At 73.0% G+C, this 24,419-nt stretch carries 23 protein-coding genes; 7 read left to right on the forward strand and 16 right to left on the reverse strand.

The features are described from left to right. Window positions 1-34: 34 nt before the first annotated feature. The 10 genes from ACF08F_RS33055 to ACF08F_RS33100 form a co-directional block, all read right to left on the reverse strand. Window positions 35-832: an ABC transporter ATP-binding protein gene (locus tag ACF08F_RS33055; RefSeq protein WP_392302218.1), complete on the reverse strand. Its 798-nt coding sequence runs from the start codon at window positions 830-832 to the stop codon at window positions 35-37. Continuing rightward, complete coding sequence (locus ACF08F_RS33060; protein WP_392302219.1) at window positions 825-1,817, reverse strand: ABC transporter ATP-binding protein; 993 nt, start codon at window positions 1,815-1,817, stop codon at window positions 825-827. Before ACF08F_RS33060 ends, ACF08F_RS33055 begins: the two co-directional genes overlap by 8 nt. Further along, a complete protein-coding gene (locus tag ACF08F_RS33065; RefSeq protein ID WP_392302220.1) occupies window positions 1,814-2,668 on the reverse strand; it encodes an ABC transporter permease in 855 nt (284 codons plus the stop codon). The genes ACF08F_RS33060 and ACF08F_RS33065 overlap by 4 nt, the downstream gene beginning before the upstream one ends. Further along, on the reverse strand, window positions 2,665-3,624 hold the full coding sequence (locus ACF08F_RS33070; protein WP_392302221.1) for an ABC transporter permease: 960 nt from the start codon (window positions 3,622-3,624) through the stop codon (window positions 2,665-2,667). Before ACF08F_RS33070 ends, ACF08F_RS33065 begins: the two co-directional genes overlap by 4 nt. Continuing rightward, window positions 3,621-5,282, reverse strand: a complete 1,662-nt coding sequence (locus ACF08F_RS33075; RefSeq protein WP_392302222.1) for an ABC transporter substrate-binding protein — start codon at window positions 5,280-5,282, stop codon at window positions 3,621-3,623. Before ACF08F_RS33075 ends, ACF08F_RS33070 begins: the two co-directional genes overlap by 4 nt. A gap of 85 nt (window positions 5,283-5,367) precedes the next feature. After that, entirely contained in the window at window positions 5,368-6,372 is a 1,005-nt protein-coding gene (locus tag ACF08F_RS33080; RefSeq protein WP_392302223.1) for an agmatine/peptidylarginine deiminase, read from the reverse strand. A gap of 223 nt (window positions 6,373-6,595) precedes the next feature. Continuing rightward, window positions 6,596-8,347 (reverse strand): urease subunit alpha, encoded by a 1,752-nt coding sequence (locus ACF08F_RS33085; RefSeq protein ID WP_392302224.1) that lies wholly within the window; start codon window positions 8,345-8,347, stop codon window positions 6,596-6,598. Then, window positions 8,344-9,039, reverse strand: coding sequence for an urease subunit gamma (gene ureA, locus ACF08F_RS33090; RefSeq protein ID WP_392302225.1), 696 nt, complete (start codon window positions 9,037-9,039; stop codon window positions 8,344-8,346). The genes ACF08F_RS33085 and ureA overlap by 4 nt, the downstream gene beginning before the upstream one ends. A gap of 397 nt (window positions 9,040-9,436) precedes the next feature. After that, window positions 9,437-10,018: a TetR/AcrR family transcriptional regulator gene (locus tag ACF08F_RS33095; protein ID WP_392302226.1), complete on the reverse strand. Its 582-nt coding sequence runs from the start codon at window positions 10,016-10,018 to the stop codon at window positions 9,437-9,439. A gap of 33 nt (window positions 10,019-10,051) precedes the next feature. Next, complete coding sequence (locus tag ACF08F_RS33100; RefSeq protein WP_392302227.1) at window positions 10,052-10,312, reverse strand: hypothetical protein; 261 nt, start codon at window positions 10,310-10,312, stop codon at window positions 10,052-10,054. Window positions 10,313-10,595: 283 nt separating this feature from the next. Here ACF08F_RS33100 and ACF08F_RS33105 point away from each other — a divergent pair, with 283 nt between their 5' ends. From ACF08F_RS33105 to ACF08F_RS33115, 3 genes are all read left to right on the forward strand, one after another. Further along, window positions 10,596-11,201 carry a TetR/AcrR family transcriptional regulator gene (locus ACF08F_RS33105; RefSeq protein ID WP_392302228.1) on the forward strand — a complete coding sequence of 202 codons (606 nt, stop codon included), beginning with the start codon at window positions 10,596-10,598 and terminating at the stop codon, window positions 11,199-11,201. A gap of 316 nt (window positions 11,202-11,517) precedes the next feature. Next, complete coding sequence (locus tag ACF08F_RS33110) at window positions 11,518-12,393, forward strand: DUF4436 domain-containing protein (protein ID WP_392302229.1); 876 nt, start codon at window positions 11,518-11,520, stop codon at window positions 12,391-12,393. Window positions 12,394-12,503: 110 nt separating this feature from the next. Next, window positions 12,504-14,042, forward strand: coding sequence for an APC family permease (locus tag ACF08F_RS33115; protein WP_392302230.1), 1,539 nt, complete (start codon window positions 12,504-12,506; stop codon window positions 14,040-14,042). A 12-nt stretch (window positions 14,043-14,054) separates the two neighbouring features. Here ACF08F_RS33115 and ACF08F_RS33120 read toward each other — a convergent pair whose 3' ends face one another. Next, complete coding sequence (locus ACF08F_RS33120) at window positions 14,055-15,287, reverse strand: serine hydrolase domain-containing protein (RefSeq protein ID WP_392302231.1); 1,233 nt, start codon at window positions 15,285-15,287, stop codon at window positions 14,055-14,057. Window positions 15,288-15,540: 253 nt separating this feature from the next. On the opposite strand from ACF08F_RS33120, the gene ACF08F_RS33125 reads away from it, so the two are divergent. The 3 genes from ACF08F_RS33125 (at window position 15,541) to ACF08F_RS33135 (ending at window position 18,488) form a co-directional block, all read left to right on the forward strand. After that, on the forward strand, window positions 15,541-16,977 hold the full coding sequence (locus tag ACF08F_RS33125) for a rhodanese-like domain-containing protein (RefSeq protein WP_392302232.1): 1,437 nt from the start codon (window positions 15,541-15,543) through the stop codon (window positions 16,975-16,977). A 78-nt stretch (window positions 16,978-17,055) separates the two neighbouring features. After that, window positions 17,056-17,640, forward strand: a complete 585-nt coding sequence (locus tag ACF08F_RS33130) for a rhodanese-like domain-containing protein (protein WP_392302233.1) — start codon at window positions 17,056-17,058, stop codon at window positions 17,638-17,640. Beyond that, a complete protein-coding gene (locus ACF08F_RS33135) occupies window positions 17,637-18,488 on the forward strand; it encodes a sulfite exporter TauE/SafE family protein (protein WP_392302234.1) in 852 nt (283 codons plus the stop codon). The genes ACF08F_RS33130 and ACF08F_RS33135 overlap by 4 nt, the downstream gene beginning before the upstream one ends. 74 nt (window positions 18,489-18,562) lie before the next feature. On the opposite strand, the gene ACF08F_RS33140 is transcribed toward ACF08F_RS33135, so the two are convergent. From ACF08F_RS33140 to ACF08F_RS33150, 3 genes are all read right to left on the reverse strand, one after another. Then, window positions 18,563-18,787 (reverse strand): hypothetical protein, encoded by a 225-nt coding sequence (locus ACF08F_RS33140; RefSeq protein WP_392302235.1) that lies wholly within the window; start codon window positions 18,785-18,787, stop codon window positions 18,563-18,565. 121 nt (window positions 18,788-18,908) lie between these two features. Next, window positions 18,909-19,931 carry an alpha/beta hydrolase family protein gene (locus ACF08F_RS33145; RefSeq protein WP_392302236.1) on the reverse strand — a complete coding sequence of 341 codons (1,023 nt, stop codon included), beginning with the start codon at window positions 19,929-19,931 and terminating at the stop codon, window positions 18,909-18,911. Continuing rightward, on the reverse strand, window positions 19,928-20,848 hold the full coding sequence (locus ACF08F_RS33150; protein WP_392302237.1) for a zinc-binding dehydrogenase: 921 nt from the start codon (window positions 20,846-20,848) through the stop codon (window positions 19,928-19,930). The genes ACF08F_RS33145 and ACF08F_RS33150 overlap by 4 nt, the downstream gene beginning before the upstream one ends. 89 nt (window positions 20,849-20,937) lie before the next feature. On the opposite strand from ACF08F_RS33150, the gene ACF08F_RS33155 reads away from it, so the two are divergent. Further along, window positions 20,938-21,882 (forward strand): LysR family transcriptional regulator, encoded by a 945-nt coding sequence (locus ACF08F_RS33155; protein ID WP_392302238.1) that lies wholly within the window; start codon window positions 20,938-20,940, stop codon window positions 21,880-21,882. Here ACF08F_RS33155 and ACF08F_RS33160 read toward each other — a convergent pair. After that, on the reverse strand, window positions 21,856-22,560 hold the full coding sequence (locus tag ACF08F_RS33160) for an HAD family hydrolase (protein WP_392302239.1): 705 nt from the start codon (window positions 22,558-22,560) through the stop codon (window positions 21,856-21,858). The two genes, ACF08F_RS33155 and ACF08F_RS33160, sit on opposite strands and share 27 nt — an antisense overlap. A 95-nt stretch (window positions 22,561-22,655) precedes the next feature. Beyond that, complete coding sequence (locus ACF08F_RS33165; protein WP_392302240.1) at window positions 22,656-24,410, reverse strand: beta-galactosidase family protein; 1,755 nt, start codon at window positions 24,408-24,410, stop codon at window positions 22,656-22,658. Window positions 24,411-24,419: the final 9 nt, after the last annotated feature.

Genomic DNA, 24,419 nt, shown 5'->3' on the forward strand with positions numbered 1-24,419 from the left:
ACGCCCACCGTGCACGCGTGGCTGTGTGGGGGGTTCAGAGCGCCCGTCGGGCGGCGGCGATCGCCTCGGGGTCCCAGCCGGGGCGGGGCACGGACTCCAGCAGGAGGCGGGTGTATCGGTGCCGGGGTCCGGCGAGCACCTCGGCGGTGGGGCCCGCCTCGACGACCCGGCCCTTGCGCATGACGATGACGTCGTCCGTGACGCAGCGGACCACACCGAGGTCATGGGTGATGAACAGGTAGCCGATGCGGGTCTCCTCGCGGATGTCGGCGAGGAGGTTGAGGATCTGCGCCTGGACGGAGACGTCGAGGGCGGCGACGGCCTCGTCCAGGACGAGGACGGCCGGCTCCACGGCGAGGGCCCGGGCGATGGCGACGCGCTGGCGCTGGCCGCCCGAGAGCTGCCGGGGCCGCGCGTCGGCGGCGCGGGTGCCGAGGCCGACCTGGTCGAGGAGCTCGCGGACACGGCGGTCGTGGTCGGCGCCGGGGAAGTGCAGGCTCAGCGTCTCGCGCAGGACCTGTTCGACGCTGGTCCTCGGGTCGAGGGAGAGGTACGGGTCCTGGAAAACCATCTGGACCTCGCGCGCCCGGGCCAGGCGCGCCGCCCGGCCGCGCCCGCCCTTGCCGCGGGCCCGGCCTCGTACGAGGACGTCCCCGGCATCGGCCTGTTCGAGGCCGACGATGATCCGGGCCGTGGTGGTCTTGCCGGAGCCGGACTCGCCGACGATGCCCAGGGACCCGCCCTCGGGCAGGGTGAAGGACACGTCGTCGACGGCGCGGACGCTCCCGTAGGCGCGGTGGAGGCCGACGGCCTCCAGGACGTTCTCAGGCATCGACGGGGCTCCCTTCGAGGCGGTCGCTGTGGTGGCAGGCGGCCTGGTGGTTCGGGCTGCCGGGGGCGGGACGCGGCTCGGGGGCCTGCCGGTCGCAGATCTCGGTGGCGAGCGGACATCGGGCGGCGAAGGGGCAGCCGAGGAGTTCCTGCCGGAGGTCCGGGGGCTGGCCGTCGATGGCGGCGAGCCGGCCCTGCGGCGCCTCCAGGCGGGGGGTGGAGGCGAGGAGCGCCGCGGTGTAGGGGTGCCGGGGACGGGCGAAGAGGGCTTCGGCGGGGCCGCTCTCCGCGATCCGTCCGGCGTACATGACGTAGACGCGGTCGCTGATGGCGGCGGCCAGGTCGAGGTCGTGGGTGACGAACAGCAGGCCGGTGCCGAAGCGGGCGCGGAGTTCGGCCAGGAGGGCGATGACCTCGGCCTGGGTGGTGACGTCGAGGGCCGTGGTGGGTTCGTCGGCGAGGACGAGGGCGGGGTCGCCCATCAGGGCGGCGGCGATCATGACGCGTTGCAGCATGCCGCCGGAGACCTGGCTCGGGTACTTGGCCAGGGCCGTCTCGTCGAGGCCGACCGCGCCGAGGAGTTCGACGGCGCGGGCGGTGGCGTCCGCACGGCTCGTGCCACCGGCCAGGGTCACGCTCTCCACGAGGAAGTCGCCGATGCGGCGCAGGGGGTTGAGGGCCGCGCGGGGGTCCTGGAAGACCATGGACACCGTGCCGGTGCGCAGGGCGCGCAGCTGGTCGGCGTTCATGGTGAGCACGTCCTCGCCGCGGACGCGGACGGCTCCTTCGACGACGGCCCCGGGCGGCAGCAGGTTGAGGGCGCTGCGCGAGGTGAGGGACTTGCCGGAGCCGGACTCGCCGACGAGGGCGACGGTCTCGCCGGCGCGGACGTGGAGGTCGACGCCGTCGAGGACGGGCCGGGCCGTACCCGGCAGGGTGATGCGCAGTCCTTGGACGTCGAGCGTGTACGGATGCGTCGGGGTCATGGGGTCCTCCTGGCGACGCGGTCGGCCCAGCGCTCTCCGACCACGTTGAAGGCGACGACGGTGAGCACGATGAGGACCGAGGGCAGGATCGCGGACAGCGGGTAGCCCTGCTGGATGGCGGTCTGGCCGTCGAAGACCATGCGGCCCCAGTCAGGAGTGAGGGCGGGGACGCCGAGGCCGAGGAAGGACAGGCCGGCGAGGTCCATCAGTGCGTAGCCGAAGTTGATGGTCGACTGGGCGAGGACGACGGGGGCGATGTTGGGCAGGACGTGGCGCAGGCAGATCTGGAGGGCCGAGTGTCCCTGGACCTGGTAGGCGCTGACGTACGGCCGTTCGCGTTCGGCCAGGACGAGGGAGCGGGTGAGCCGGCTGACGTACGGCAGGTAGGCGACGGAGAGGGCGACGACGGGGGCGAGGAGCCCTTCGCCGTAGATCGAGATGATCAGGATGGCGAGGAGCATGCCGGGGAATGCGAAGACGAGCTCGGTGCTGCGCGAGAGGACGGAGTCGAGCCAGCCGCCCCGCCAGCCCGCCGCCATGCCGACCGCGACTCCGGCGACGGTGGAGAAGACCACGACCCCGAGGGGCCCCAGGAGCGAGGTGCGGGCGCCGAGGAGCAGCCGCGAGAAGGTGTCGCGGCCGGCGGCGTCGACGCCGAGGAGGTGCTCCGGGGAGGGAGCGGCCAGGGCGCTGCCGAGGTCGACCGCGTTGGGGTCGTACGGCACGAGCCACGGTGCGAGCAGCGCGGCGGCGGTGACGAGGGCGACCACGCCGAGGCAGAGCAGATGGAGCGGGGAGCGGGCCGTGCGGAGCTTCGAGAGGCCCGGTCGGCGTGTCAGGACGGCGGTCATGCGGAGGAACTCCTCGTTCCGAGGGTGATCCGCGGGTCGACCAGGGGCAGTACGAGGTCGACGATCAGATTCACCGTCATGAACAGGGCCACGATGATGAGGGAGATGGCCTGGACGGTCGGGAAGTCCTTGGTCGTGGTGGACAGTTCCAGGAGCTGGCCGACGCCGCCGATGCTGAAGGCGGTCTCGACGAGGATGGTGCAGACGAGCAGGGTGGAGACGATCAGTCCGCCGGTGGTGAGGACGGTGCCCAGCGAGTTGCGGAACACATGGCGGCGGATGACCTGGCGCTCGGGGACGCCGCGGCTGCGGGCGACCGTGACGTGCTCGCTGTCGAGGGCGTCGGCCATGGCGGACCGGGTGACCCGGGCGAGCATGCCGATCAGGTAGAGCGCGAGGGCGATCGCGGGCAGGGTGAGGTGCCAGACCCGGTCGAGGAAGCCGCTGCCGGAGCCGCTGCTGGGGAACCAGCCGAGGTTGACGGCGAAGAGGCCCTGGAGCAGGACGGCCGCGACGAAGGACGGGGTGCCGACGGCGAGGGTGGTGCCGACCAGGACGGCCGAGTCGGTGGCACCGCCGCGTACGGCGGCGATCCAGCCCAGGACGAGGCCGAGGACCGCGACGACGACGAGTGCCATCAGGACGAGCAGCAGCGTGGTGGGGAGGCGGTCGGCCAGGAGCCGGGAGACGTCGGTGCGGTAGGTGATGGAGCGCCCGAAGTCGCCCTGGAGGATGTCGCCGAGCCAGCTGAGGTAGCGGACGAAGAAGGGGTCGTCCAGGTGGTACCGGGCGTTGATCGCGGCGAGGGCCTCCGGGGAGGCCGAGCGGCCGGAGAGGAGGAAGCCGGCCGGGCTGCCCGGCGCCAGGTACATGGCGCCGAAGACCACGAACGACGCGGCGAGCAGGGTGGCGGCCATCTCCGCCACCCGTCGTGCGGCGAATCTCAGGAAGCTCACTCCGCGGCCCCCACGTCGGCGGCCCACGGGTAGTACATGTAGGCGATGGTGGTGGGGGCGCCGGTGATCCGCTTGTTGAGGAAGACGGCGGTGGGCCACTCGGCGACCGGGATCCACAGCAGCTGCTGGGCGGCGCGCTTCTGCAGCTCGGTCTCGATCTTCAGCCGCTGCTCCGGCGGGTAGACGCCGGTGGCCTGGTCGACGAGGGCGTCGTAGCCCTTGTCGCTGTAGCCGGCGAAGTTCATGTAGGCGCCGGTCTTGAAGTTCTGCAGCAGGTCCAGCGGGTCGGTGATCGAGTCGTAGTAGGTGAGCGGGAACATGTCGATGCCCTCGCGCGCCTCGGGGTCGGTGAAGAGCGCCGTGAAGGCGTTGGGCGCGATCGTCTTGAGGTTGATCTTCAGCCCGATGCGGCTGCCGGCGGCCTGCACGGCGGTCGCGAGGAGGGAGACGTCCTGGCCGATGGAGCTGGTGGCGACGGTCAGGGTCTTGCCGGTGGCGCCGGCCTCCTTGATCAGCGCGCTCGCCTTCTCGATGTCCTGGGTGGTGGGCGGCAGCGCGTCGAAGGCGGCCTTCCGGGTCTCCTCGGAGGCGCCGGCCCAGGCGGCCCTGGTGGTGAGCGAGTTGGTGACGGTGCCCGCGCCGCCGAGTCCGGCCTTGACGAAGCCGGACCGGTCGAGGGCCAGGGAGAGCGCCTGGCGGACCCGGAGGTCGCCGAGCGGGCCCTTCATGTCGGTGATGTTGACGTTGACCGTGCTGAGGCCCTCGCCGAAGTACAGGGTGCCGAGGCCGCTGTCGCGCAGTCGGCCGTAGCTCTCGGTGGGGATCAGGTAGCCGCCGTCGACGTCGCCGCTGAGCATGGCGTTGGTCCGGGCCGAGGGGTCGGTCAGGATACGGAAGACGGCCTTCTTCGCCTTGGCCTTGGTGCCCCAGTAGCCGTCGAACCGCTCCAGCTCGATCGACTGGCCCTTGCTCCAGGTGCCGAGCTTGAAGGGGCCGGTACAGGCGAGGTCACCGCTGGTGCCGTAGTCCTTGCCGGCGGCCCGGACGCCGGCCTTGGAGGCGACGACGCCGGCGGCGGTCGCCATGTACTGGGGGAACTGGGAGTCGGGCTTCTTGAGCTTGACGGTGACCTGGAGCGGCCCCGTCGCGTCTATGGAGGCGACGTTCTGGAAGTTCTGCGCCCAGGCGGCGGCGTTGTTCGGGTCCCGCTGGCGGCCGAGGCTGTAGACCACGTCGTCGGCGGTCATGACCTTGCCGTCGTGGAAGCGCACCCCGGTGCGCAGGTCGTAGACCCAGGTGGTGGGGTTCGGGTTCGACGCCTTCCGGGCCAGGCCGGGCCGGAGGGTGAGCTCCGGCGTCCAGCGCATGAGGCTCTCGCACACGTTGGACAGGACCGTGTTCTGCGGGTAGTCGAACGCGAGCGTGTAGTCGAGCGTGGGCGGCTCGGCGTACACGGCCCAGGTGAAGGAGTCGATCTCGCCGCGGGCCTTGGGCGTCGAGGCGGAGAGTTCGGCCTTGCCTCCGCTGACGCCGGCGTCCTTCGGCGGTCCGGAGCAGGCCGCGAGGGCCGCGAGGGAGGTGAGGGCGGCCGTCGTCACGGCGAACCGTCCGTGCCTGCCGCGGGTGCGTCTGCCGACGGGGGTCGGGGGTGGGGTCATCGTCGCGCTCTCTTTCCGTGATGTCCGTGCGAGGGCGGGGCGGGAGGGCCGCCGGTGCGGCCCTCCCGGAGCGTTCCGTGCTCGGTCAGGCGGTGGCGGGGATCTGCTGGGTGATGCAGTGGACCCCGCCGCCGCCGTAGGCGATGCCGGGCGCCCGGACCCCGACGACCTTGCGTCCGGGGTGGGCCGCGGCGATGACGGCGAGGGCCTCGTCGTCCTGGGGCACGCCGGCGACCGGGACGACGATGCCGCCGTTGGCCAGGTAGTAGTTGAGGTACGAGACCTCGACCCGGGTGCCGGCGATGTCGGCGCAGGCGGTCTGCGGGACGTCGACGATCTCGAAGGGCCGGCCCTGGGCGTCCGTGGTGGCCTCCAGGACGGCGCGGTTGGCGCGCATCCGGGCGTAGTCGGGGTGCTCGGGGTCGTCGGGCAGGGAGACGACGACCTTGCCGGGGGCGGCGAAGGCGCAGACGCCGTCGACGTGGCCGTCGGTCTCGGTGTCCAGGAGGCCTCCGTAGGGAAGCCAGACGACCTTGTGGACGCCGAGCTGGGCCTTCAGCTCCGTCTCGATCTCGTCCCGGCTCATCCCGGGGTTCCGGTTGGGGTGGAGGAGGCACTGCTCGGTGGTGATCAGCGTGCCTTCGCCGTCGACCGTGATCGCGCCACCCTCCAGGATCATGTCGGAGGCGATGCGCTCGACGTCGAGGTGCTCCAGGATCAGGGCGCTGATCCGGTCGTCGGAGTCGTACGGGCTGTGCTTGCGGCCCCAGGCGTTGAAGCGGAAGTCCACGCCGGCGCGGTTGCCGGCGCCGTCGAGCACGAAGATCGGGGCCGAGTCGCGGAACCAGGAGTCGTCCTGGGCCAGCTCCACCACGGTGATCCCGTCACCGCACCGCGCGAGGGCCTCGTCGCCGCGGCCGGGCGGGGCGACCATGGTCACGGGCTCGAACGCGGCGATCGCTCGGGCGACGTTCGCGTACTCCTCCTTGACGTCGTCCAGCACGCTGCCCCACAGGTCCTCCCGGACGGGCCAGGCCATCAGGCACCCCTCGTGCGCGGACCACTCGGCAGGCATACGGAATGCAGTCATCACGGGTCTCTCTATCGTTTCGCCAGAAGTACCCGTCGGCGGTGGCCGGCTCAGCCTGGCGGAAGCGCGGGACGGGTACGCGGTGTGAACATCATCCTCCTCCCGACTGAAAATTCAGTCAAGAGTGGGGATGCGGGTTTGGGGATTCGGCCAAGAGGCGGGCGCCGGGGGCAGCCGGCACCGGAGGGCCTCCGGCCGGTGCCGACGGACGTACGCGCCGGCGTCAGAGGAAGTAGAGACGGCTCAGCGGCACCTGCTCCGCCGGCTCGGAGCGCACGGGAGCGCCGTCGAGCGTCACGAGCCCGCTGCGGGGGTCGACGTCCACCTCACCGAGCCGGGCGTTGCGCACCAGGTCGGCCGGGCCGATGCCACGGGTCCCCCGGACGGCCACGCGCCTGCGCCGGGTCGCCAGGGTGTCGTACGGCGAGCCCAGGGCACCCGCGTCCGCGGCGGCTCCGCTGACGAAGGCGACGGAGAGGTCCGCCGGGGCGGCGCCGTGGGCACCGAAGAGCGGGCCGAGAACCAGGGGCTCGCAGGTGTCGGTGGCGGCGTTCGGATCACCCGTGACGCCGTAGGCGGGGAAGCCCGCCTTGAGGACCATCTGCGGTTTCGCCCCGAAGAACGGCGGGCGCCAGAGCACGATGTCGGCGAGCTTGCCGACCTCGATGGAGCCGACCTCGTGCGCGAGGCCGTGGGCGATGGCGGGATTGATGGTGAGCTTGGCGATGTACCGCAGGACGCGGGCGTTGTCGTCGCCCTCGCCGTCCCCGTCCAGGGCGCCCAGCTCGGCCTTCATCTTCCCGGCGAGGGCGAGGGTCCGGCGTACGGTCTCCCCCGCCCTGCCCATGCCCTGGGCGTCCGAGGAGGTGATCCCGATCGCGCCGAGGTCGTGCAGGACGTCCTCCGCGCCCATCGTCCCGGCCCGGATCCGGTCCCGGGCCATGGCGGCGTCGCCCGGCAGGTCCGTCTTGAGGGCGTGGACGGAGACGATCATCCCGTAGTGCTCGGCGACCGCGTCGCGGCCGAAGGGCAGGGTGGGGTTGGTGGAGGAGCCGATGACGTTCGGCACGCCCGCCATCTTCAGGACGTTCGGTACGTGTCCGCCGCCGCAGCCCTCGATGTGGAAGGCGTGGATCGTACGGCCCTCAAGGACCCGCAGGGTGTCCTCGACGGAGAGGCACTCGTTCAGGCCGTCGCTGTGCAGCGCGACCTGGACGTCGTACTCCTCCGCGACCCGCAGCGCCGTGTCGAGGGCGCGGGTGTGGGCGCCCATGTCCTCGTGGACCTTGAAGCCGCAGGCACCGCCCTCGGCCAGCGCCTCGACGAGGGGTGCCTCGTGGGAGGCGGAGCCCCGGGCCAGGAAGCCGATGTTCACCGGCCAGGCGTCGAAGGCGCCGAAGCCGAGCTTCAGGGCCCACGGGGAGTTGACGCCGACGCCCCAGCTCGGCCCGATCTCCTGCCCGATGACCGTGGTGACCCCGGAGGCCAGGGAGGCCTCCATGATCCGCGGGGAGAGCAGGTGGACGTGGGTGTCGATCGCCCCGGCGGTGGCGATCAGGCCCTCGCCCGGGACCATGGTGGTGCCCGTGCCGACGACGACGTCGACCCTGTCGAGGGTGTCGGGGTTGCCGGCCCGCCCGATCGCGTGGATCCGGCCCTCGCGGATGCCGATCGACACCTTGCGGACGCCCTGCACGGCGTCGATGACCAGGACGTTGGTGATGACGACGTCGCAGGTCCGCCGAACGGCCGCCGCCTTCAGGTGCATGCCGTCACGGGCGGTCTTGCCGAAGCCGGCGAGGAACTCGTCGCCGTACGCCTGCGAGTCCGACTCGACCCGTACGACGAGCCCCGAGTCCCCGAGCCGGACCCGGTCCCCCGCGCGGGGGCCGTGCACGGTGGCGTACTCGTACGGGTCGATGTGCCGGCTCTCTCCCGGCGCGCAGTGGTCGCTGTGTCTGCCGGGCCTGCTCATCGCCCCGCCCCTTCCGCACCGAGGTAACCGCAGGCCGCCGCGCGCCGCAGGGCCTCCTCCTTCGCGCCGGGCGCGTCCAGCGGCCCGTCGACGAGGCCCGCGAAGCCGATCGCGACGCGCCCGCCGCCCATCGGCACGAGGCCGACGTCGGCGGTGGCGCCGGGATCGAAGCGGGTGGACGCCCCGGCCGGGGCCGCGAGCCGCATGCCGTACGCGGCGGCGCGGTCGAAGTCCAGGCGGGGGTTGGCCTCGAAGAAGTGGAAGTGCGAGGTCACGCTCACCGGGACCGAGGCCGTGTTGCGGACGGTCAGGGTGAGCTCCGGCGCGAGCTCCGGGAGGGAGTCCGCGTGGGGCAGTACGGCCCCGGGGGCGCCGTCGCCGTGCTCCACGTCCCCGAAGGGATCGCTGACGACGACGAGCCGGGTGCCGTCGTCGAACACGGCCTCGACGTGGATCTCCGTGACGATGTCGGTGACGCCGGGGAGCACGTCGTCCGGGCCGAGGACGCCGCGGCCGCGCTTGAGCGCCTCGGCGAGCCGGTAGCCGTCGCGCGCGGCCTCGCACACCGTGTCGGCAATCAGCGCCGTCGCCTCCGGCACGTTGAGACGCAGTCCGCGCCCCAGGCGCGTCCGGGCGAGTTCGGCCGCCGTGAAGAGCAGCAGCCGGTCCCGCTCGGTGGGAGTCAGGGGCATGTCGCCCCCTGGCGCACGGTCCTGGTCACATACATGGCGTCCCATTCCTTTCGCCGGATCACCGGAAGCAAGGTGTGTCGCACACTGTGACACTGACTGAAATCTCAGTCAACAATTCGGTCAGGACGGTGCGCCTGCTTGCATCGGGGGCGCCCTGACAGGCCGTCGGGCCGGGGATCCGGCGGTCAGGCCGGGTGCTGAGACTCCGTCAGGCGGAGCGGCTGGGGCGTGTTGCGAAAGTAGCGCCGGCCGCCCGAAAGGCGGGCCCGACGGCGTCTGGTGCGTGCGATCGCACGGCGGAGGGTCGCCCCGATACTGGATGTATCGGGGTGATCCCGACAACGCGGCGAGCGTGCGTGCCAGACACCGTCGGGCAGGCGGGACTTTCGCAACCGCCCTAGCGGGCGAGGAGTTCGACCTCGGCGTCGATGGCCTCCGCCATCAGCGTCCGGGCGTGGGAGATCTGGAGCGTGCCGCTGAGCCAGCGCATGCTCAGGCCCTCCAGGAGGGCGGTGAGCCGCTCGGCGGAGGCGGAGAGGGCGGCGGCAGGAGCCGTCGGCCGCACGCCGCCGAGCAGCGCCGCGACCTCCTGGACCCAGACGGCCGTGGACCTCGCCAGGTCTTCGCGCAGGACCTCGTCGAAGACCGCACTGGCCCGCAGCTCGCCCCACGCGCTGCTGTTCTCCCTGACCTCGGTGGTGTCCTGGAGCTCGAGGAGCAGCGTCTGGTCCAGTTCCTCGCGCGGGCCGAGGGGTTCGGCGTCCGGCGCGCGGTACGTCGTGTAGTGCCCGGCGCGGTCGCTGATGAACTCCAGGGTCCTGAGCAGGATCCCCGTGCGGTCCTTGAAGTGGTAGTAGATCAGCGCGGTGGAGACGCCCGCCTCGGCGGCCAGCTCCTCCACGCGCAGGCCACGGACACCGCGCCGGGCGATCACCCGGGCGGCGGCTTCGAGGATCTGAGTGCTGCGAGACGACGCCATGGCCGGAACTTTATCGTTCCCCCACCACGGGGCTCACGCTCCCCGTCGGTCGCCCTCGCCGTCGCAGGGGAGTTCCGCCAGCGGGTGGTTCGTCGTGAAGTCGCGGGTGGCCTGGCGCTCCGCCTCGGCGATCGCGGTCGGCTCCACGTCGATGATGCCGCCGAAGGGCCGGTCGACGTCCCGGATGATGCACAGGGCCGTCGTGAGCAGGGCCGTGATCACGACGAGGGTGACGATCTGGCCGCGGTTGTTCTTGCGCGGCAGGCAGATGCCGAGGGCCGTGACGGTGATCACCAGGGTGGCCAGCAGGAACCAGAGGATGGCGCTGGGGATGCTGGCGGTGGCCTGGGCGGACGGTCACCTCCGGGACACAGGGGATCGCCCGGGGGACGGCCCGGGCACCGCGATGCCCCTTCCCGGCCCGGAGGGCGCGCGGAACAGCGGAAACGTTCGCTCGCCTCCCATCGGAGGAGCGTCTTGCGTCGATGAGGTCCGCTTCGGTCCGATCGAGGTTCTTTGACTAAATCTTCAGTCAATATGCGACACTGTTGTTCAGACCACTCAGGAGGGGGAACACGTGGCGACGGACCGCAGAAGGGCCATCCTGGAAGCCGCCGCACGGGTCATAGCCCGGCACGGAGTCCGCGGGCTCCGCATGGAGGAGCTGGCGACCGAGGCCGGGGTTTCCACCGCCCTCATCTACTACCACTTCAAGGACCGGGCCGGAACCCTGCGCCACACGCTGGAGTTCATCAGCGACAGGGCCGACCGGTACACGTCCGAGGGAGACGGCGCCGGGGGGCCCGTCGACGCCCTGCAGGAGCTGGAGCAGTCCCTGCTCCTGGAGTTCCAGGACGTTCCCGAGGTCCGCGAGAACAGCACCGTCTGGGGGGAGCTGCGCGCCAGCGCGGTCTTCGAGCCCGAGCTGCGCGGAGATCTGGCCCGGGCCACGCTCGCCTGGATCCACGATGTCGCGGACCTTCTCGGCTGCGTACGGCCGACGGCCCCCGCCCCGGTCCTCACGGCGTCCGCGGAGCGGCTCACGGGGCTCCTGGAAGGGCTCAGCACGCGTTGGCTCAGCGGCGCCCTGCCCCTGCCCCACGTCCGCGAACTGGTGCGGGAGGCCGTCTCCATCGAGATCGAGCGCCTGGGCGAGCGCGCCACCGAGCCGATCCACCACTGACCGGCACGACCGAGCCGATCCACCACTGACCGGCACCACCGAGCCGATCCACCACTCGCCCGGCACCACCGAGCCGATCCACCACTCGCCCGGCACCACCGAGCCGATCCACCACCGACCCGGTCCACCACCGACCCGGCACAAGCCGAGCCGATCCACCCGGCAGCACCACCGAGCCGCCGCACCACCGAGCCGCCGCACCACCGAGCGCCCGAGCCGCCGGTCCACCCGGCCACGGACGGCGGGCGCTCCCCGCAGCGGGCGTGCACCCTGATCACAGGGCAGCGCCCGACGCGTTCACGAACGGAGAACCCCCTTGCCCCGTACCCGCCGACACGAGCGGAGCCGCCACGGACTCCTCCCGGCCGCGCTGGCCCTGCTGCTGATCGCGGCGGCGGTCGCCTTCGGCACCTGGCTCCAGTTCGGCGAACGCCAGGCCCTCGACACGGTGCACACGGCGGGCAGCCCGGTTCCGGACCGGGTGGACGTCGACGCCTCGATCCAGCGCGTCGACGCCGCCGGCCGGGAGCTGGTCCTGCGCGTCCTCGTGACCCCGCGCGGAGAACTGGCCGAGGCCGGCGGCATCTCCCCCGCCGAGGACCTCACGGTCCAGACCTCGGCCACCACCCGGGGCGACCTGTCCTTCAAGGCGCACAGCCGGATCGCCACCACGGACCTGCTCGTCACCCTCACCGGCGGTTCGATCACGGACTACCCCTTCGACTCCTACGACGCCGCCATCGAGTTCACCGCCGTCCAGGGCGGCGAGAAGGTCCCCGTACGGGCGAGGCTGACCAACAGCGACGTCCTCTTCGCGGCGGACGTGACCGCCGCGGAGGAGCGGGGGGCGGCCTTCTTCGACGTCGGCCTGGGGCGTTCGAACAGCGTGCTGATCTTCGCCGTCTTCATGATGGTCGCCATGTGGGCGCTCGCCCTCTCGGTGCTCACCGGAGCGTGGTTCCTCGTCACCCGGCGCAAGGGCCTGACCTGGCCGGCGCTCGGCTGGATGGCCGCCACGCTGTTCGCCATGGCGGCCTTCCGCAACACGGCCCCGGGCGCGCCGCCCATCGGCTGCCTCCTGGACTACATCGCCTTCCTGTGGGCCGAGACCCTCGTCGCCTACTGCCTCGTCACCGTCGTCGTCACCGGCTTCGCGGCGGAACGCAGATCGCCGGACACCCCCCAGGGCTGACGGCCGCACCGCCTCCGACGGCCTCCCGCGCATGCACGGGAGGCCATCGCTTCCTACGATGAAGGCGTACGTCTCGCGGTTCTGTCGGGGTCCTACGGGAGCGAGGGAACATGGCGGCCGAGGATGCCGGACCCGCCGGGCGACCGGTGGAACTCAAGCACAACGCGATCGGCTTCGTGGACGCCCTCGTCATCGGGCTCAACTCCACGTCGCCCGCGTACTCCCTCGCGGCCGTCATCGGCCCGATCGTCGCACTCGTCGGGATCTACGCGCCCGGGGTGATGTTCGCGGCCTTCGTGCCGATGCTGCTGATCGCCTCGGCCTTCTACTACCTGAACAAGGTCGACCAGGACTGCGGCACCACCTTCTCCTGGGTGACCCGGGCCATGGGCCCCTGGGCCGGCTGGCTCGGCGGCTGGGCCATCGCCATGACCGGGGTCCTGGTCGTCGGCTCGCTCGCCGATGTGGCCGTCACCTTCGGCCTGCTCGCCGTCGGCCTGGACAGCTGGGTCGACAACACCTTCGTACGCCAGCTGCTCACCGTGCTGCTCATCCTCGCGATGACGGCCGTGTGCGTCGTCGGCACCGAGCTGTCGGCGAAGGTGCAGAACGTCCTCATCCTGGCGCAGGTCGTCTGCCTGCTGATCTTCGTCGTGGTGGCGTTCTACGCCGTCTACTCCGGCACCAGCAAGTACGACTCGGTCGAACCGGCCCTCAGTTGGCTCAACCCCTTCGGCGCCGGTGGCGCGGCGCTCACGGGCGGCCTGCTCCTGGGCGTCTTCATCTACTGGGGCTGGGAATCGGCGGTCAACCTCACCGAGGAGGTCGAGAACTCCGCGACCGCCCCGGGCAAGGCGGGGCTCTGGTCGACCGTGATCCTCCTGGTGACCTACGTGTCCGTGGGATTCGCGGTCGTGGCCTACGCCGGCCCGGTGTTCCTCGCCGAGAACGCCGACGAGGAGGAGTTCCTCTTCGCCCAGCTCGCCGGCGACGTCATGGGCGGCTGGGACTGGATCCTGCTGCTCGCGGTCTGCACCTCCGCGATCGCCTCCACGCAGACCACCATCATCCCCGCCTCGCGCACCGCGCTGTCCATGGCACGCCGCCGGGCGCTGCCCGCCCACTACCGCCACATCAGCCCGCGCTTCCGTACGCCCGACGTGAGCACGTGGTGGGTGGCAGGCATCGCCATCGCCTGGTACCTCATCGTGAACCAGATCAGCTCCAACGCGCTCTTCGACTCGCTGACCGCGCTGTCCCTGCTGATCGCCTTCTACTACTCGCTCACGGGCCTCGCCTGCGTGATCTACTACCGCCGCCACCTCTTCGAGAGCGTCCACAACTTCCTGCTCATCGGCCTCGGGCCGCTGGTCGGCTCCGGCCTCCTGGCGTGGCTCCTGGTGAGGTCGGTCTCGGACATGGCCGATCCGGAGAATTCCTACAGCGGCACCTCGTGGTTCGGTCTCGGTCCGCCGCTCGTCATCGGCATCGGCATCGCGCTCACCGGGGTGATCGCCATGATCGTCCAGCGCCTCGTGGACCCGACGTTCTGGCGGGAACGCCCGGGTGTGGCCGACCCCGAACTGGTCCACGCCCACGCCCGCGCACGCGGGCGCGGACCCGGCGAGGACCAGGGCGAGGGCTCCTGAGGTGGACGCCGGTCAGCCGAAGTCGGGGATGGGGTGGCCCGGGGCGAGAGCGGCCGCGATGCGCTGGGCGATCACATGGGCGGTGTGGCCCGCCGGGGCCTCGGGACCCAGCGTGGTCGAGACCGCGATGGCCAGGCGCTCGGACGGCAGGTACGCCATGGAGGACGAGTAGCCGAAGAAGAGGGGGTGCTGGGAGATCCAGTCGCCGAGCACCACCACGCCCATGCCGTAGTGGGTGGCCTCGGTGTTCGCGAGGCAGACGGTCGCCGGGCACGTGGGGGTGGCGTGGCCGAGGCCCACCGTCCCCGGGTTCAGGAGCTGCCGGTACGAGGCCGGGGACAGGAGCTCGCCCGAGCCGAGTCCGGCGGCCGAGCGGGCCAGGTCGCAGATGTCGGTGGTCTGCACGGCCCCGGCGGCGGTGGTCCACGAGGGGTTCCAGAAGGTGGACTCCTCGTAGGTCCCCCGGTCTGCGGTGAAGGCGTGCAGGACGGGTTCCGGGATGTCGGGCGTGAAGCTGTTGCGGGTCTCGCGGAGCCCGAGCGGGCCGGTGACCTGCCGCCGGAGGAGGACGTCGAGCCGGGTGCCGGTGATCTTCTCCAGGGCCGCGCCCAGGAGGACGAAGTTGGCGTGCGAGTAGTTCCAGTTCGTACCGGGCTCGTACCAGCGGTCCTCGGCGGTCGCGAGGGCCACCAGCTCCTTCCCCGTCCACTGCCGGAAGGGGTCGGCTACGACGGCCTGCTGGAAGGCGGGGAGGCGCACGTAGTCGACGAGACCGGTGGTGGACGCGGCCAGCATGCGCAGGGTGATCTCCTCGCCGTCCGGGAGGTCGGGCAGCCAGCGCGCGACGGGATCGTCGAGGTCCACCCTGCCCTGGTCGACGAGGCGCAGGAGCGCCGTTCCCATGTAGCTGATGGCCACGTTCCCGTTGCGGAAGTGCATGGCGGGGTCGGCGGGCACTCCGGTCATCGACTCGCCGAGGGCGGTGGTGACGACCTCGCGGCCGTCGACGGTGACGCGCAGGATCACGGATTCGAGGTCCATGTCGGCCTTGGCCCTCTCGGCGATCCGCAGGGCCTCACGCGCCGGGCCGTGGTCCGGCAGCCGGGAGCCGGTGCACGGCCGGCGGTGGCCGCCGTCACCCGTCGGGGCGCCGGCGGCCGTGACGGGCGCGCCGAGGGCGACGAGTGCGGTGAGCGCGGCGACGACGGCACGGCGCGACCGGGCGGTGATACGGGCTGGAGTCATGGCCGGAGTATGGGCCGGGAGCGCCGGGGCGACGGCCCGGTGACGGCCGACCCGCGCGGACGTCACCCATCGGGTGGCACGCCTCTCAATACCCAGGGGGGTATTTGACTTCCCTGCGCCGCCCCCCTACGGTCGATCTCGACCCCAAAGATACCCAGGGGGGTATTTTCCAGGGCCTTCGAGAGTGCTCCGCACGCGCTTCGAAGGTGCCCGGTCCCCGTGCGCGGTGCGCGTTTCTCAGGAAGGGATTGCCGTGTTCTTCACGCAGTACTACCTCGACTGCCTCTCCCAGGCCTCGTACATGGTCGGCGACGAGAAGACCGGCCGGGCGGTCGTCGTCGACCCCCGCCGGGACGTCTCCGAGTACCTGGCCGACGCAGCCGCGCACGGCCTGACCGTGGTCGGCGTCGTCAACACGCACTTCCACGCCGACTTCGTCGCCGGCCACCTGGAGCTCGCGGACGAGACCGGCGCCTGGATCGGCTACGGCCGGGGAGCCGTCACCGAGTACCCGATCCGCCGGCTCGCCGAGGGCGAGCGGATCCCGCTCGGCGACGTCACCCTGGAGATCCTGGAGACCCCCGGGCACACCCCCGAGTCGATCAGCGTGCTCGTGTACGAGCGTGCCGAGGACACCGTGCCGTACGGCGTCCTGACCGGCGACGCGCTGTTCATCGGCGACGTCGGCCGCCCGGACCTCCTCGCCTCCGTCGGCGTGACGGCCGAGGAGCTGGGCGCGATGCTCCACGACAGCGTCCAGCACAAGCTGATGGGGCTGCCCGACGAGGTGCGGGTCTTCCCGGCCCACGGCGCCGGCTCCGCCTGCGGCAAGAACCTTTCGACCGAGAGGAGTTCGACCATCGGCGAGCAGCGGGCGACCAACTACGCCTGTACGCCCATGAGCCGCGAGGCGTTCGTCGACCTCGTGACCGCCGGGCAGCCGGCCGCGCCCGGCTACTTCGCCTACGACGCCGAGCTGAACCGCAGGGATCGCGCCCGGTACGACGCCTCGACGGCCCCCCGGGCACTGACGCCCGCCGAGTTCGCCGGCCTGAGGGCCGCCGGGGCGGTCGTCGTCGACGCCCGCGACCCCCGGGAGTTCGCGGCCGGGCACCTGCGCGGCGCGGTGAACGTCCCGGCCGACGGGCGCTTCGCCGAGCAGGCGGGCACCGTGCTCGACCCCGCGGACGATGTGCTCGTCGTCGCGCCGCACGACCGGGAGGAGGAGGTCGTCACCCGGCTCGCCCGGATCGGCCTCGACCGCACCGCGGGCTTCCTGCCCGACCCCGAGGAGGCCCTGGCGAAGCTCCCAGACGAGGTCGTCCCGGCGAGCCGGGTGACCGTCACGCACCTGCGCGCCGCCCTCGGCTCCGGCCTTCCGCCCGTCGTGGTCGACGTGCGGACCTGCGGAGAGCGCGAGGCGGACGGCTTCATCGGGTCCGCCGTGCACATCCCGCTCGGTGAACTCCCCCGGCGTACGGACGAACTGCCCGCGGACCGGCCCCTCGTCGTGCACTGCGCGGGCGGCCACCGGTCGTCCGTCGCGGCGAGCCTGCTGCGCCGGCGCGGCTTCGCCGACGTCTCCGACCTCCTCGGCGGCTTCGGCGCCTGGGCCCTGTCGGCGGAGCCGTCCGACACCGCGGGCAACGACGGCACGCCGCAGGTCTCCGCCGGGCGCACGGACGCCTGACCCGCTGCCCGCCCGCCGTACTCCCCCACACCCCGCTCCCCCGGACCCCCGTGTCCGCCGCCGATCCGAAAGAGCCCCATGAACACCCCTCCCGCCCCCGCTCCCGCCCTCACCCCCGCCGTGCTGCACCGGCTCGTCGAGGACGGGCGGGGTCCCCGTCTGCTCGACGTGCGCACCCCCGGGGAGTTCCGCACGGCGCACATCCCGGGCTCGTACAACGTGCCCCTGCACACCCTCCGCGAGCACCGGGCCGAGCTCCTCGCCCACCTCGACGAGGACGTGGTCCTCGTCTGCCGGTCCGGCGCCCGGGCCGCCGAGGCCGAGCGGGCCCTGGCCGAGGGCGGCCTGCCGAACCTCCGCGTCCTGGCAGGCGGGATGGTCGCCTGGGAGGCGTCCGGGGCGCCCGTCGACCGGGGGCCCGAGCGGTGGGACATGGAGCGCCAGGTGCGGCTCGTGGCCGGCTCCGTCGTCCTGGCCACCGGGCTCGTCGGCGTGTTCGTGCCCGGCACCCACCTGATCGGCACCGCGATCGGCGCGGGCCTGACGTACGCGGCCCTCAGCAACAGCTGCGCCATGGGCGTGCTGCTGTCCCGGCTGCCGTACAACCGCGGTCCGCGTACCGACATCCGCACGGTGGTCTCGGAGCTGCGGGGCACGCCGTGACCGCTCTGGTCGTCGCCGCCTCCCTGCTCGTCGGCGTCAGCCTCGGCGCGCTCGGCGGCGGGGGTTCGATCCTGACCGTGCCGATCCTGGTCCACCTCGCCGGGCAGGACGCCAAGGAGGCTATCGCGACCTCGCTGTTCGTGGTCGGCGTCACCAGCCTGGCGGCGCTGGTCCCGCACGCGCGCGCCCGCCGGGTGCACTGGCGGACCGGGCTGCTGCTCGGTGTGTTCAGCATGGCGGGCGCCTACGCCGGCGGCCGGCTCGCCGCGTACGTCCCCGACACGGTCCTGCTGGTGGCCTTCGCCCTGATGATGGTGGCCACGGCGGTCGCGATGCTCCGCACGTCCGGGCGGGCCCGGGCGCAGGCCCGTTCCGCCGCCGGCGGACCGTCGTTCGGGCACCTCGCGGTGGAGGGTCTCGTCGTCGGCGCGGTGACGGGACTGGTCGGCTCCGGCGGCGGGTTCCTCGTCGTCCCCGCGCTCGTCGTGCTCGGCGGTCTGCCGGTCGGCATCGCGGTCGGCACCTCGCTGCTGGTCATCGCGATGAACTCCTTCGCCGGCCTCGCCGGGCACCTGTCGGGCGCGGCGATCGACTGGCCGCTCGCCCTGACGGTGACGGTCACCGCGGTGGCGGGCAGCCTGATCGGCGGCCGGGTCGCGGGCCGCATCCCCCAGGAGGTGCTGCGCAGGGCGTTCGGCTGCTTCGTGGTCGTGATGGGCGTCTTCGTCCTGACGCAGCAGCTCGCGCCCGCCGTCTGGGCCCTCCCCGTCACGTGGGCGGCGTTCGGAATTCTCCTCGCCGCCGCGGCCACCACGTGCCTCCGGCGCCGGCCAGGCCGGACGGTGTGAGGGGTCGGGCAGCGCGAGGGAGCCGGGCGACGCGAGGGAGCCGGGCGGCGGGTGAAGGGCCAGAACTCGGCTTCCTAGCCCTCCGCGCGATGGAGCGTCAGGCTCCCCCGGACGAAGAGGTGGACGTAACCGCAGGACTGGCAGACGAGGCCGGTCGCCGACTCGTTGGCCCAAGCCAGGTTGAAGAACTCCATCCCGGTGCTGTTCAGCTTCACCTCCCGCTCGCGGAAGACGCCCCCACCGCAGACGAGGCACTGGACCCGCTTCCCCCCGACCGTCGCGTGCACGAGCTTGGCCATGTGATCTCCCCCTGATGGTTTCCGCTTTCCGGCATCGAACATGCTTGCGTCGATACGGTCACACCATCATGACACCCCGCCGACTGCCGGATCATTGCTGTGATCCGGCAGTCCTCGTACGTCAACGATGCTGGTCGCCGCCCCGATCCCGGGCGGACGTGGCTCCGGTGAGGGCGCGTGCCAGGTGGTCGGCGAGGTAGGGCAACCACTCGGGGCGGGCGTCGCCCAGGAGGTGGTCGCCGTGCGGGACGGACAGGTAGGTGCCGTGTGGGGCGAGGCGGGCCAGGGGCTCGCCGTTCACGACGCCGGGGATGACGTCCCGGCCTCCGTCCACGACCAGCAGCGGGGCCGTGATGCGGGGCGCGAGGTCGGCGAGGTCCACACGGCCGGCGAACTCCCGTGCCGCGGCGGCCCCTCCGCAGCGCCGCGCCATCATCTCCCTTACGGGATGTGGCAGTTGCGCCCAGTCCAGACGGAAGGGTCCACTGACGGTGGCGACCGCCGCGACGCGGGGCTCCAGCGCCGCGCCGCGGGCGGCGAACCAGCCGCCGAGGCTGAGGCCGACGAGACCGACGCTCGGCACGCCCAGCGCGTCGACGACCCGGCCCACGACCCGCTCGTACTCCGCCGTCAGGGTCGTCGAGGCCGCGAGGACCCCCTGCCCGGGGCCGTCCATCGCGAACACCGCGAGCCCCCTCGCCAGCAGCGCGTCCGCCAGGTCGAGGAACTCCTCCTTGGCCGAGTCGAGGCCCGGGACGAGGACCACCGTGCCGGCGGGGTCGGCGGGACCGCGCAGCCAGCCGGTGAAGCCCTCACCGGCGAGCCGCCTCGCGCCAGGCTCCCGTATCTCCAGGGCCCGGCCCAGGGCCCGGTCCGCCGCCTCGGCGGCACGGTCGGCCTCCGTGTACGGCGCGAGCGTGGCGAGGTGGAACCACCGGGCCGCCGTCAGCAGGAACTCCCCCGCCGTGACGGACGATCCGGCGCCCTCCGCGCGCTCCAGGTACGCCCGAGCGGTGCGGGCGAAGGCCGGCCCCCAATCCGCCACGGAGGTGAGGCCGTCGGTGACGCGGCGGTACTCGTGGGGGTCGACGCCCGCGCCCGAGGCCCGGCTCCACTGGGCGGCGGCGAACTCGGCGGCGCTCATCGGGCCCCTCCCGTCAGCAGGACGGCCTTGCCCCGGATCCTGCGCTCCCGCAGGTCGACCAGGGTGTCGGCCGTTTCGGTCCAGTCGGCGGTCCGGCCGATCTCCGGGTGCAGCCGGCCGCGCTCCACGAGGCCGACCAGGGCCGCGAGATCGGCGGCGTACGGCGCGCCCGCGTAGTGGAAGTGCCGGATCGTGACGCCCTCGGGTCCGCCGAGGAGCCGGAAGAAGTCGAGCGTCACCGGGGCGCGGCTCGCCTGCCCGAACCAGACGAGCGTGCCGCCCGGGCGCAGCCGGGAGAGCGCGACCGGCAGGTCGTGTCCGCCCGTGGACTCCAGCACGATGTCGAAGGGGCCCCGGGCCGCCGCGACGTCGTGCACCACGCGTGCGCCCAGCTCGGCGAGGCGCTCGCCGCGCGCCGGCGTGGCCGTCACGGCGGTCACCTCGGCTCCGGCGCCCACGGCGAGTTCGGTGACGTAGTGGCCGACGCCGCCGGAGGCGCCGGTCAGCAGGAGGCGCAGGCCGGCCGGCGAACCGGCCGTGCGCAGCAGGCGCAGGGCGGTGATCCCGGCCAGCGGCAGGGCCGTCGCGCGTACGCTGTCGACGCCGTCCGGGAGGACCGCGAGCGAGTGCGTGGGCACGGCGGCGTACTCGGCCCAGCCGCCGTGCGGAGGGTGCCCGACCACGCGGGTGCCGATGGCGGGGCCCGTGCCGTCGGCGGCCTCCTGCACGACGAGGCCCGCGACGTCCTTGCCCGGCAGCCATCCGGGCAGGGGGTCTTCGAGGAGGAAGGTCTCGCCGCGGTTCGGCGAGAACGCCTCGACCTTGACCAGTACGTCGCCGGACTCGGGGACGGGCTGGGGGAGTTCGGCGAAGGCGACCGGACGTGCCGCCTCCCCCGTGGGAATCAGTCTTCGCATGGGCACGATGCAACCCCCGAGCCGGCCCCGGGGGCCAACAACGGCCGGAGGATGCCGACAACCATCGGTTGTCGCCTAGGGTGAGGGCCGTGGATCTCGACATGGCGCAGGTACGTGCCTTCGTGCGCACCGCCGAGGAACTGCACTTCGGGAGGGCCGCCGGGACGCTCGGCGTCTCGCAGCAGGCGCTGTCGAAAAGGATCGCCCGGCTGGAGTCGCTGCTCGGCACCCGGCTGTTCGAGCGCGGCGGCAACGGGGTGCGCTTCACCCCGGCCGGAGCGCGTTTCCTCCCGCCCGCACGGCAGGCACTGGCCGCCGCCGACGGCGCGGTCGCGGCGGCGGCGGGCGACGGCCGCCCCCTGCGCGTGGACGTCTGGGGGCACCTCTACGCGCCGATGCGGACCCTGGCCCGGGTCGCCGGGGGCGCCGGGGAGCTGGTGTCGGGGCACGGGCGCGACCTGCCGTCGGTGACGAACGCCCTGCTGCGCGGCGACGTCGACGCGGCCTTCGGCCGGGTCCACCCGCCGCTGCACGCCGGTCTGACGCACCGCCTGGTCCGCCTCGAACCGGTCGACGCCGTCCTCGGCGCGGACCATCCGCTCGCGGGCGAAGCGGCGCTGCGCCCGGATCGGCTGCGCGGCAGCGTGCTGTGGGCGCCCGGTGCGCTGGACCGGCTGGACTTCCTCCACCGCTTCGCCGACAGGTTCGGCATCCGTGACACGGGGACCGGCGTCAACCTGGGCCTCGCCCATCTCCTCGGCGAGGTGGCGGCGGACCCGCGGCGCTTCACGCTGCTGCCCGCCGACGTGCCCCTGCCCGAGATCCCCGGGCTCCGCTCGGTCCCGCTCGTCGACCCCACACCCCTGTACGCCTGGTCGCTGCTGTGGCGCACCGGCAGCGGACATCCGGGGCTGGGCGCCCTCACGGCGGCCTGCGCCGCCGAGGCGGGCCGCAGCCGGTGGCTCGAGTACGACCCCGCGCGCGACTGGCTGCCCGAGCCGCCCGCGTCACCGCGTGGCGACCAGTCGGCGTAGCAGTTCCAGGTCCACGTCCAGCAGGCTGCGGACCACGGTGCGGCGGGATGCCGGGGTGATGGTGGTGGTGGGCGCGGGGACGGCCACGACCCCGCAGTGCGCCGCCTCCGCGGAGGCGATGCCGGTCGGGGTGTCCTCGACGGCGACACAGGAGGCCGGGGCGGCGCCGAGGGCGGTCAGGGCCGCCAGGTAGGGGTCGGGGTGGGGTTTGGTGCGCGGGGTCTCGCCCGCCGCCACGGTGACGGCGAACCAGTGCCGGCCGATCGCGTCGAGGACGGTGTCGACGACCTGTCGTGGTGAGGCCGAGACCAGGGCCGTGGGGACGCCGGCGGCGTGGAGCGCCGCGAGGAGTTCCACGGCTCCCGGGAGGGGGACGACCCTTCGGCGTACGAGGTCCGTGAAGCGGCGCTCCAGGGAGTCGCCGATCCGGGCCGCCTCCGCGCCGTCGATCCCGCCGTCGGCCAGACCGTGGCCCGCGCCGTCGTCCGCGCGGGCCGCGAGGTGCGCGGCGCAGTCCTCGACGGCGCGGCCGAGGACAAAGGCGAGGTCCCCGTCCGTGAGGGCGATGCCCAGGCGGGCGGCCTCCTCCTCGACCGTCCGCCGCCAGAGGCGCTCGGTGTCGACGAGGGTGCCGTCCATGTCGAAGAGGACCGCACGGAGTTCGGTTCGCTCGGGCACGGGTGTGCTCCCTGGTGGTGGGCTCGGGTGGGGTCGTCGGAGGATGCTCCGCAGGGAGCGTACGCACGGGGTGCGGCATCCCGTACCGGCGCGGGTCACTCCTCCGTCGGCCCGAGGGCGGGGGTGTCGCGCAGGTGGACGTGGCGGGTGGCTGCGGCGTGGAGTTCGAGGACGGTGACGTCGTTGGCTCCGGCCCTGAGGACGGGCGCGGGGACGTACAGGCTGGTCTGCGGGCCACGGGACCAGTAGCGGCCGAGGGGGAAGCCGTTGATCCAGGCCAGGCCCTTGGTCCAGCCGTCGAGGTGGAGGAAGGTGTCGGCCGGCTCGTCCACGGCGAGGGTGCCCCGGTGGAAGGTGGGCCCCACCGGCGGTCGCGCGGGGTCGGCGGGGGTGTACGCGAGGGTGTCGGGGTGGTCGAGGGGCAGGGCGCGGCTGCGCCAGGCGGTGGGCGGGGTCCCGTTGACCGTGGTGCGGCCGAGCAGGCCCTTGTGGTCGCGGAGCCCCGGTCCGTAGTTGACGCGCCCCTGGTTCTCGACGAGGACGGCGAGCCGGGCGCCCGCGCGGGGCACGGTGAAGGCGAGGGCGTGTTCGTGGTTCTCGCGTTCCAGGACTCCGACGGGCAGGCCGTCGACGAAGACCTGGGCGCGGTCGCGGACCTGTTCCACGTGGAGGAGCGCCGGTCCGGGTGTGGTCAGGTCGGTCTCGTGGAGGACGAACCCGAAGGGGTGGCCGAGCTCCTCCAGGGTCAGCGGCCGGTCTGCGGTCCGGGGGGCGCCGAGGTCGTCGGCGTGGGTGAGGAGGCCGGCGGTGTGCGTGAGCTCGACCGGTCCGTACGCCGCCTTCGGCGCGACCGGGGGCAGGGGGGCCTCGGGGACGGGCGCGTGGCGGGCGATGACCTCGCGGAAGGCGGCGTACTTGGGGGTGGGGTCCCCGGCCTCGTCCAGGAGGGCGTCGTAGTCGTAGGAGGTGACGGTGGGGCGGTAGGTGCCCTTGTCGTTGGCGCCGTTGGTGAAGCCGAAGTTGGTGCCGCCGTGGAGCATGTAGATGTTGACGGAGGCGCCGGCGGAGAGCAGGGTGTCGAGCTCCGCGGCGGCGTCGGCGGCGTCACGGCGGGTGTGGATGCCGCCCCACCGGTCGAACCAGCCGATCCAGAACTCCGAGCACATCAGGGGCCCTTGGGGGCGCAGGGCACGCAGCGCGGCCAGGCCCTCGGCGGCGCGGCTGCCGAAGTTGGCGGTGGCCAGGACGCCGTCGAGGCTTCCCCGGGCGAGGTCGGCGGGCTGGTCGCAGGTGAAGAGGGGGACGTCGACGCCGTGGCGGCGCAGCATGGCGGCAAGCTCGGCCAGGTAGGCGGTGTCGTCGCCGTGGGCGCCGTACTCGTTCTCGACCTGGACGGCGAGGATCGGTCCGCCGTTGCCGCTCAGGTACGGGAGGAGCGGTGGGAGGAGGGCGCCGAGGTAGTCGTCGACGGCGCTCAGGTAGCGGGGGTCGCGGCTGCGCGGGACGAGGCCGTCCTCGGCGAGCAGCCAGGAGGGGAGGCCACCGCCCTCCCACTCCGCGCAGATGTACGGACCGGGCCGCAGGAGGACGTGGAGTCCCTCGGCGGCCGCGGTGTCGAGGAAGCGGGGCAGGTCGAGGCCTCCGTCGAGGCGGAACTCCCCGCGGCGGGGGGCGTGCGCGTTCCAGGGGACGTAGGTCTCGACCGTGTTGAGGCCCAGGAGCCGTGCCTTGTGGAGTCGGTCGGCCCACTGCTCCGGGTGGACGCGGAAGTAGTGCAGGCCTCCGGAGATGATCCGGAACGGGCGGGCGTCGAGACGGAAGCCGTCGTCGGCGATCTCCAGTCGGGACATGGCGGTGGT

Origin of the sequence: Streptomyces sp. NPDC015130 (assembly GCF_043080005.1) — a bacterium.
Classification (GTDB): domain Bacteria; phylum Actinomycetota; class Actinomycetes; order Streptomycetales; family Streptomycetaceae; genus Streptomyces.

Excerpts from the sequence above, each read along its gene's own strand:
- ACF08F_RS33055 (WP_392302218.1), bottom strand. The coding sequence starts at position 832 with ATGCCTGAGAACGTCCTGGAGGCCGTCGGCCTCCACCGCGCCTACGGG.
- ACF08F_RS33140 (WP_392302235.1), bottom strand. The coding sequence starts at position 18,787 with ATGGCCAAGCTCGTGCACGCGACGGTCGGGGGGAAGCGGGTCCAGTGC.
- ACF08F_RS33165 (WP_392302240.1), bottom strand. The coding sequence starts at position 24,410 with ATGTCCCGACTGGAGATCGCCGACGACGGCTTCCGTCTCGACGCCCGC.
- ACF08F_RS33085 (WP_392302224.1), bottom strand. The coding sequence starts at position 8,347 with ATGAGCAGGCCCGGCAGACACAGCGACCACTGCGCGCCGGGAGAGAGC.
- ACF08F_RS33115 (WP_392302230.1), top strand. The coding sequence starts at position 12,504 with ATGGCGGCCGAGGATGCCGGACCCGCCGGGCGACCGGTGGAACTCAAG.
- ACF08F_RS33080 (WP_392302223.1), bottom strand. The coding sequence starts at position 6,372 with ATGACTGCATTCCGTATGCCTGCCGAGTGGTCCGCGCACGAGGGGTGC.
- ACF08F_RS33060 (WP_392302219.1), bottom strand. The coding sequence starts at position 1,817 with ATGACCCCGACGCATCCGTACACGCTCGACGTCCAAGGACTGCGCATC.
- ACF08F_RS33120 (WP_392302231.1), bottom strand. The coding sequence starts at position 15,287 with ATGACTCCAGCCCGTATCACCGCCCGGTCGCGCCGTGCCGTCGTCGCC.
- ACF08F_RS33130 (WP_392302233.1), top strand. The coding sequence starts at position 17,056 with ATGAACACCCCTCCCGCCCCCGCTCCCGCCCTCACCCCCGCCGTGCTG.
- ACF08F_RS33075 (WP_392302222.1), bottom strand. The coding sequence starts at position 5,282 with ATGACCCCACCCCCGACCCCCGTCGGCAGACGCACCCGCGGCAGGCAC.
- ACF08F_RS33095 (WP_392302226.1), bottom strand. The coding sequence starts at position 10,018 with ATGGCGTCGTCTCGCAGCACTCAGATCCTCGAAGCCGCCGCCCGGGTG.
- ACF08F_RS33065 (WP_392302220.1), bottom strand. The coding sequence starts at position 2,668 with ATGACCGCCGTCCTGACACGCCGACCGGGCCTCTCGAAGCTCCGCACG.
- ureA (WP_392302225.1), bottom strand. The coding sequence starts at position 9,039 with ATGCCCCTGACTCCCACCGAGCGGGACCGGCTGCTGCTCTTCACGGCG.
- ACF08F_RS33150 (WP_392302237.1), bottom strand. The coding sequence starts at position 20,848 with ATGCGAAGACTGATTCCCACGGGGGAGGCGGCACGTCCGGTCGCCTTC.
- ACF08F_RS33145 (WP_392302236.1), bottom strand. The coding sequence starts at position 19,931 with ATGAGCGCCGCCGAGTTCGCCGCCGCCCAGTGGAGCCGGGCCTCGGGC.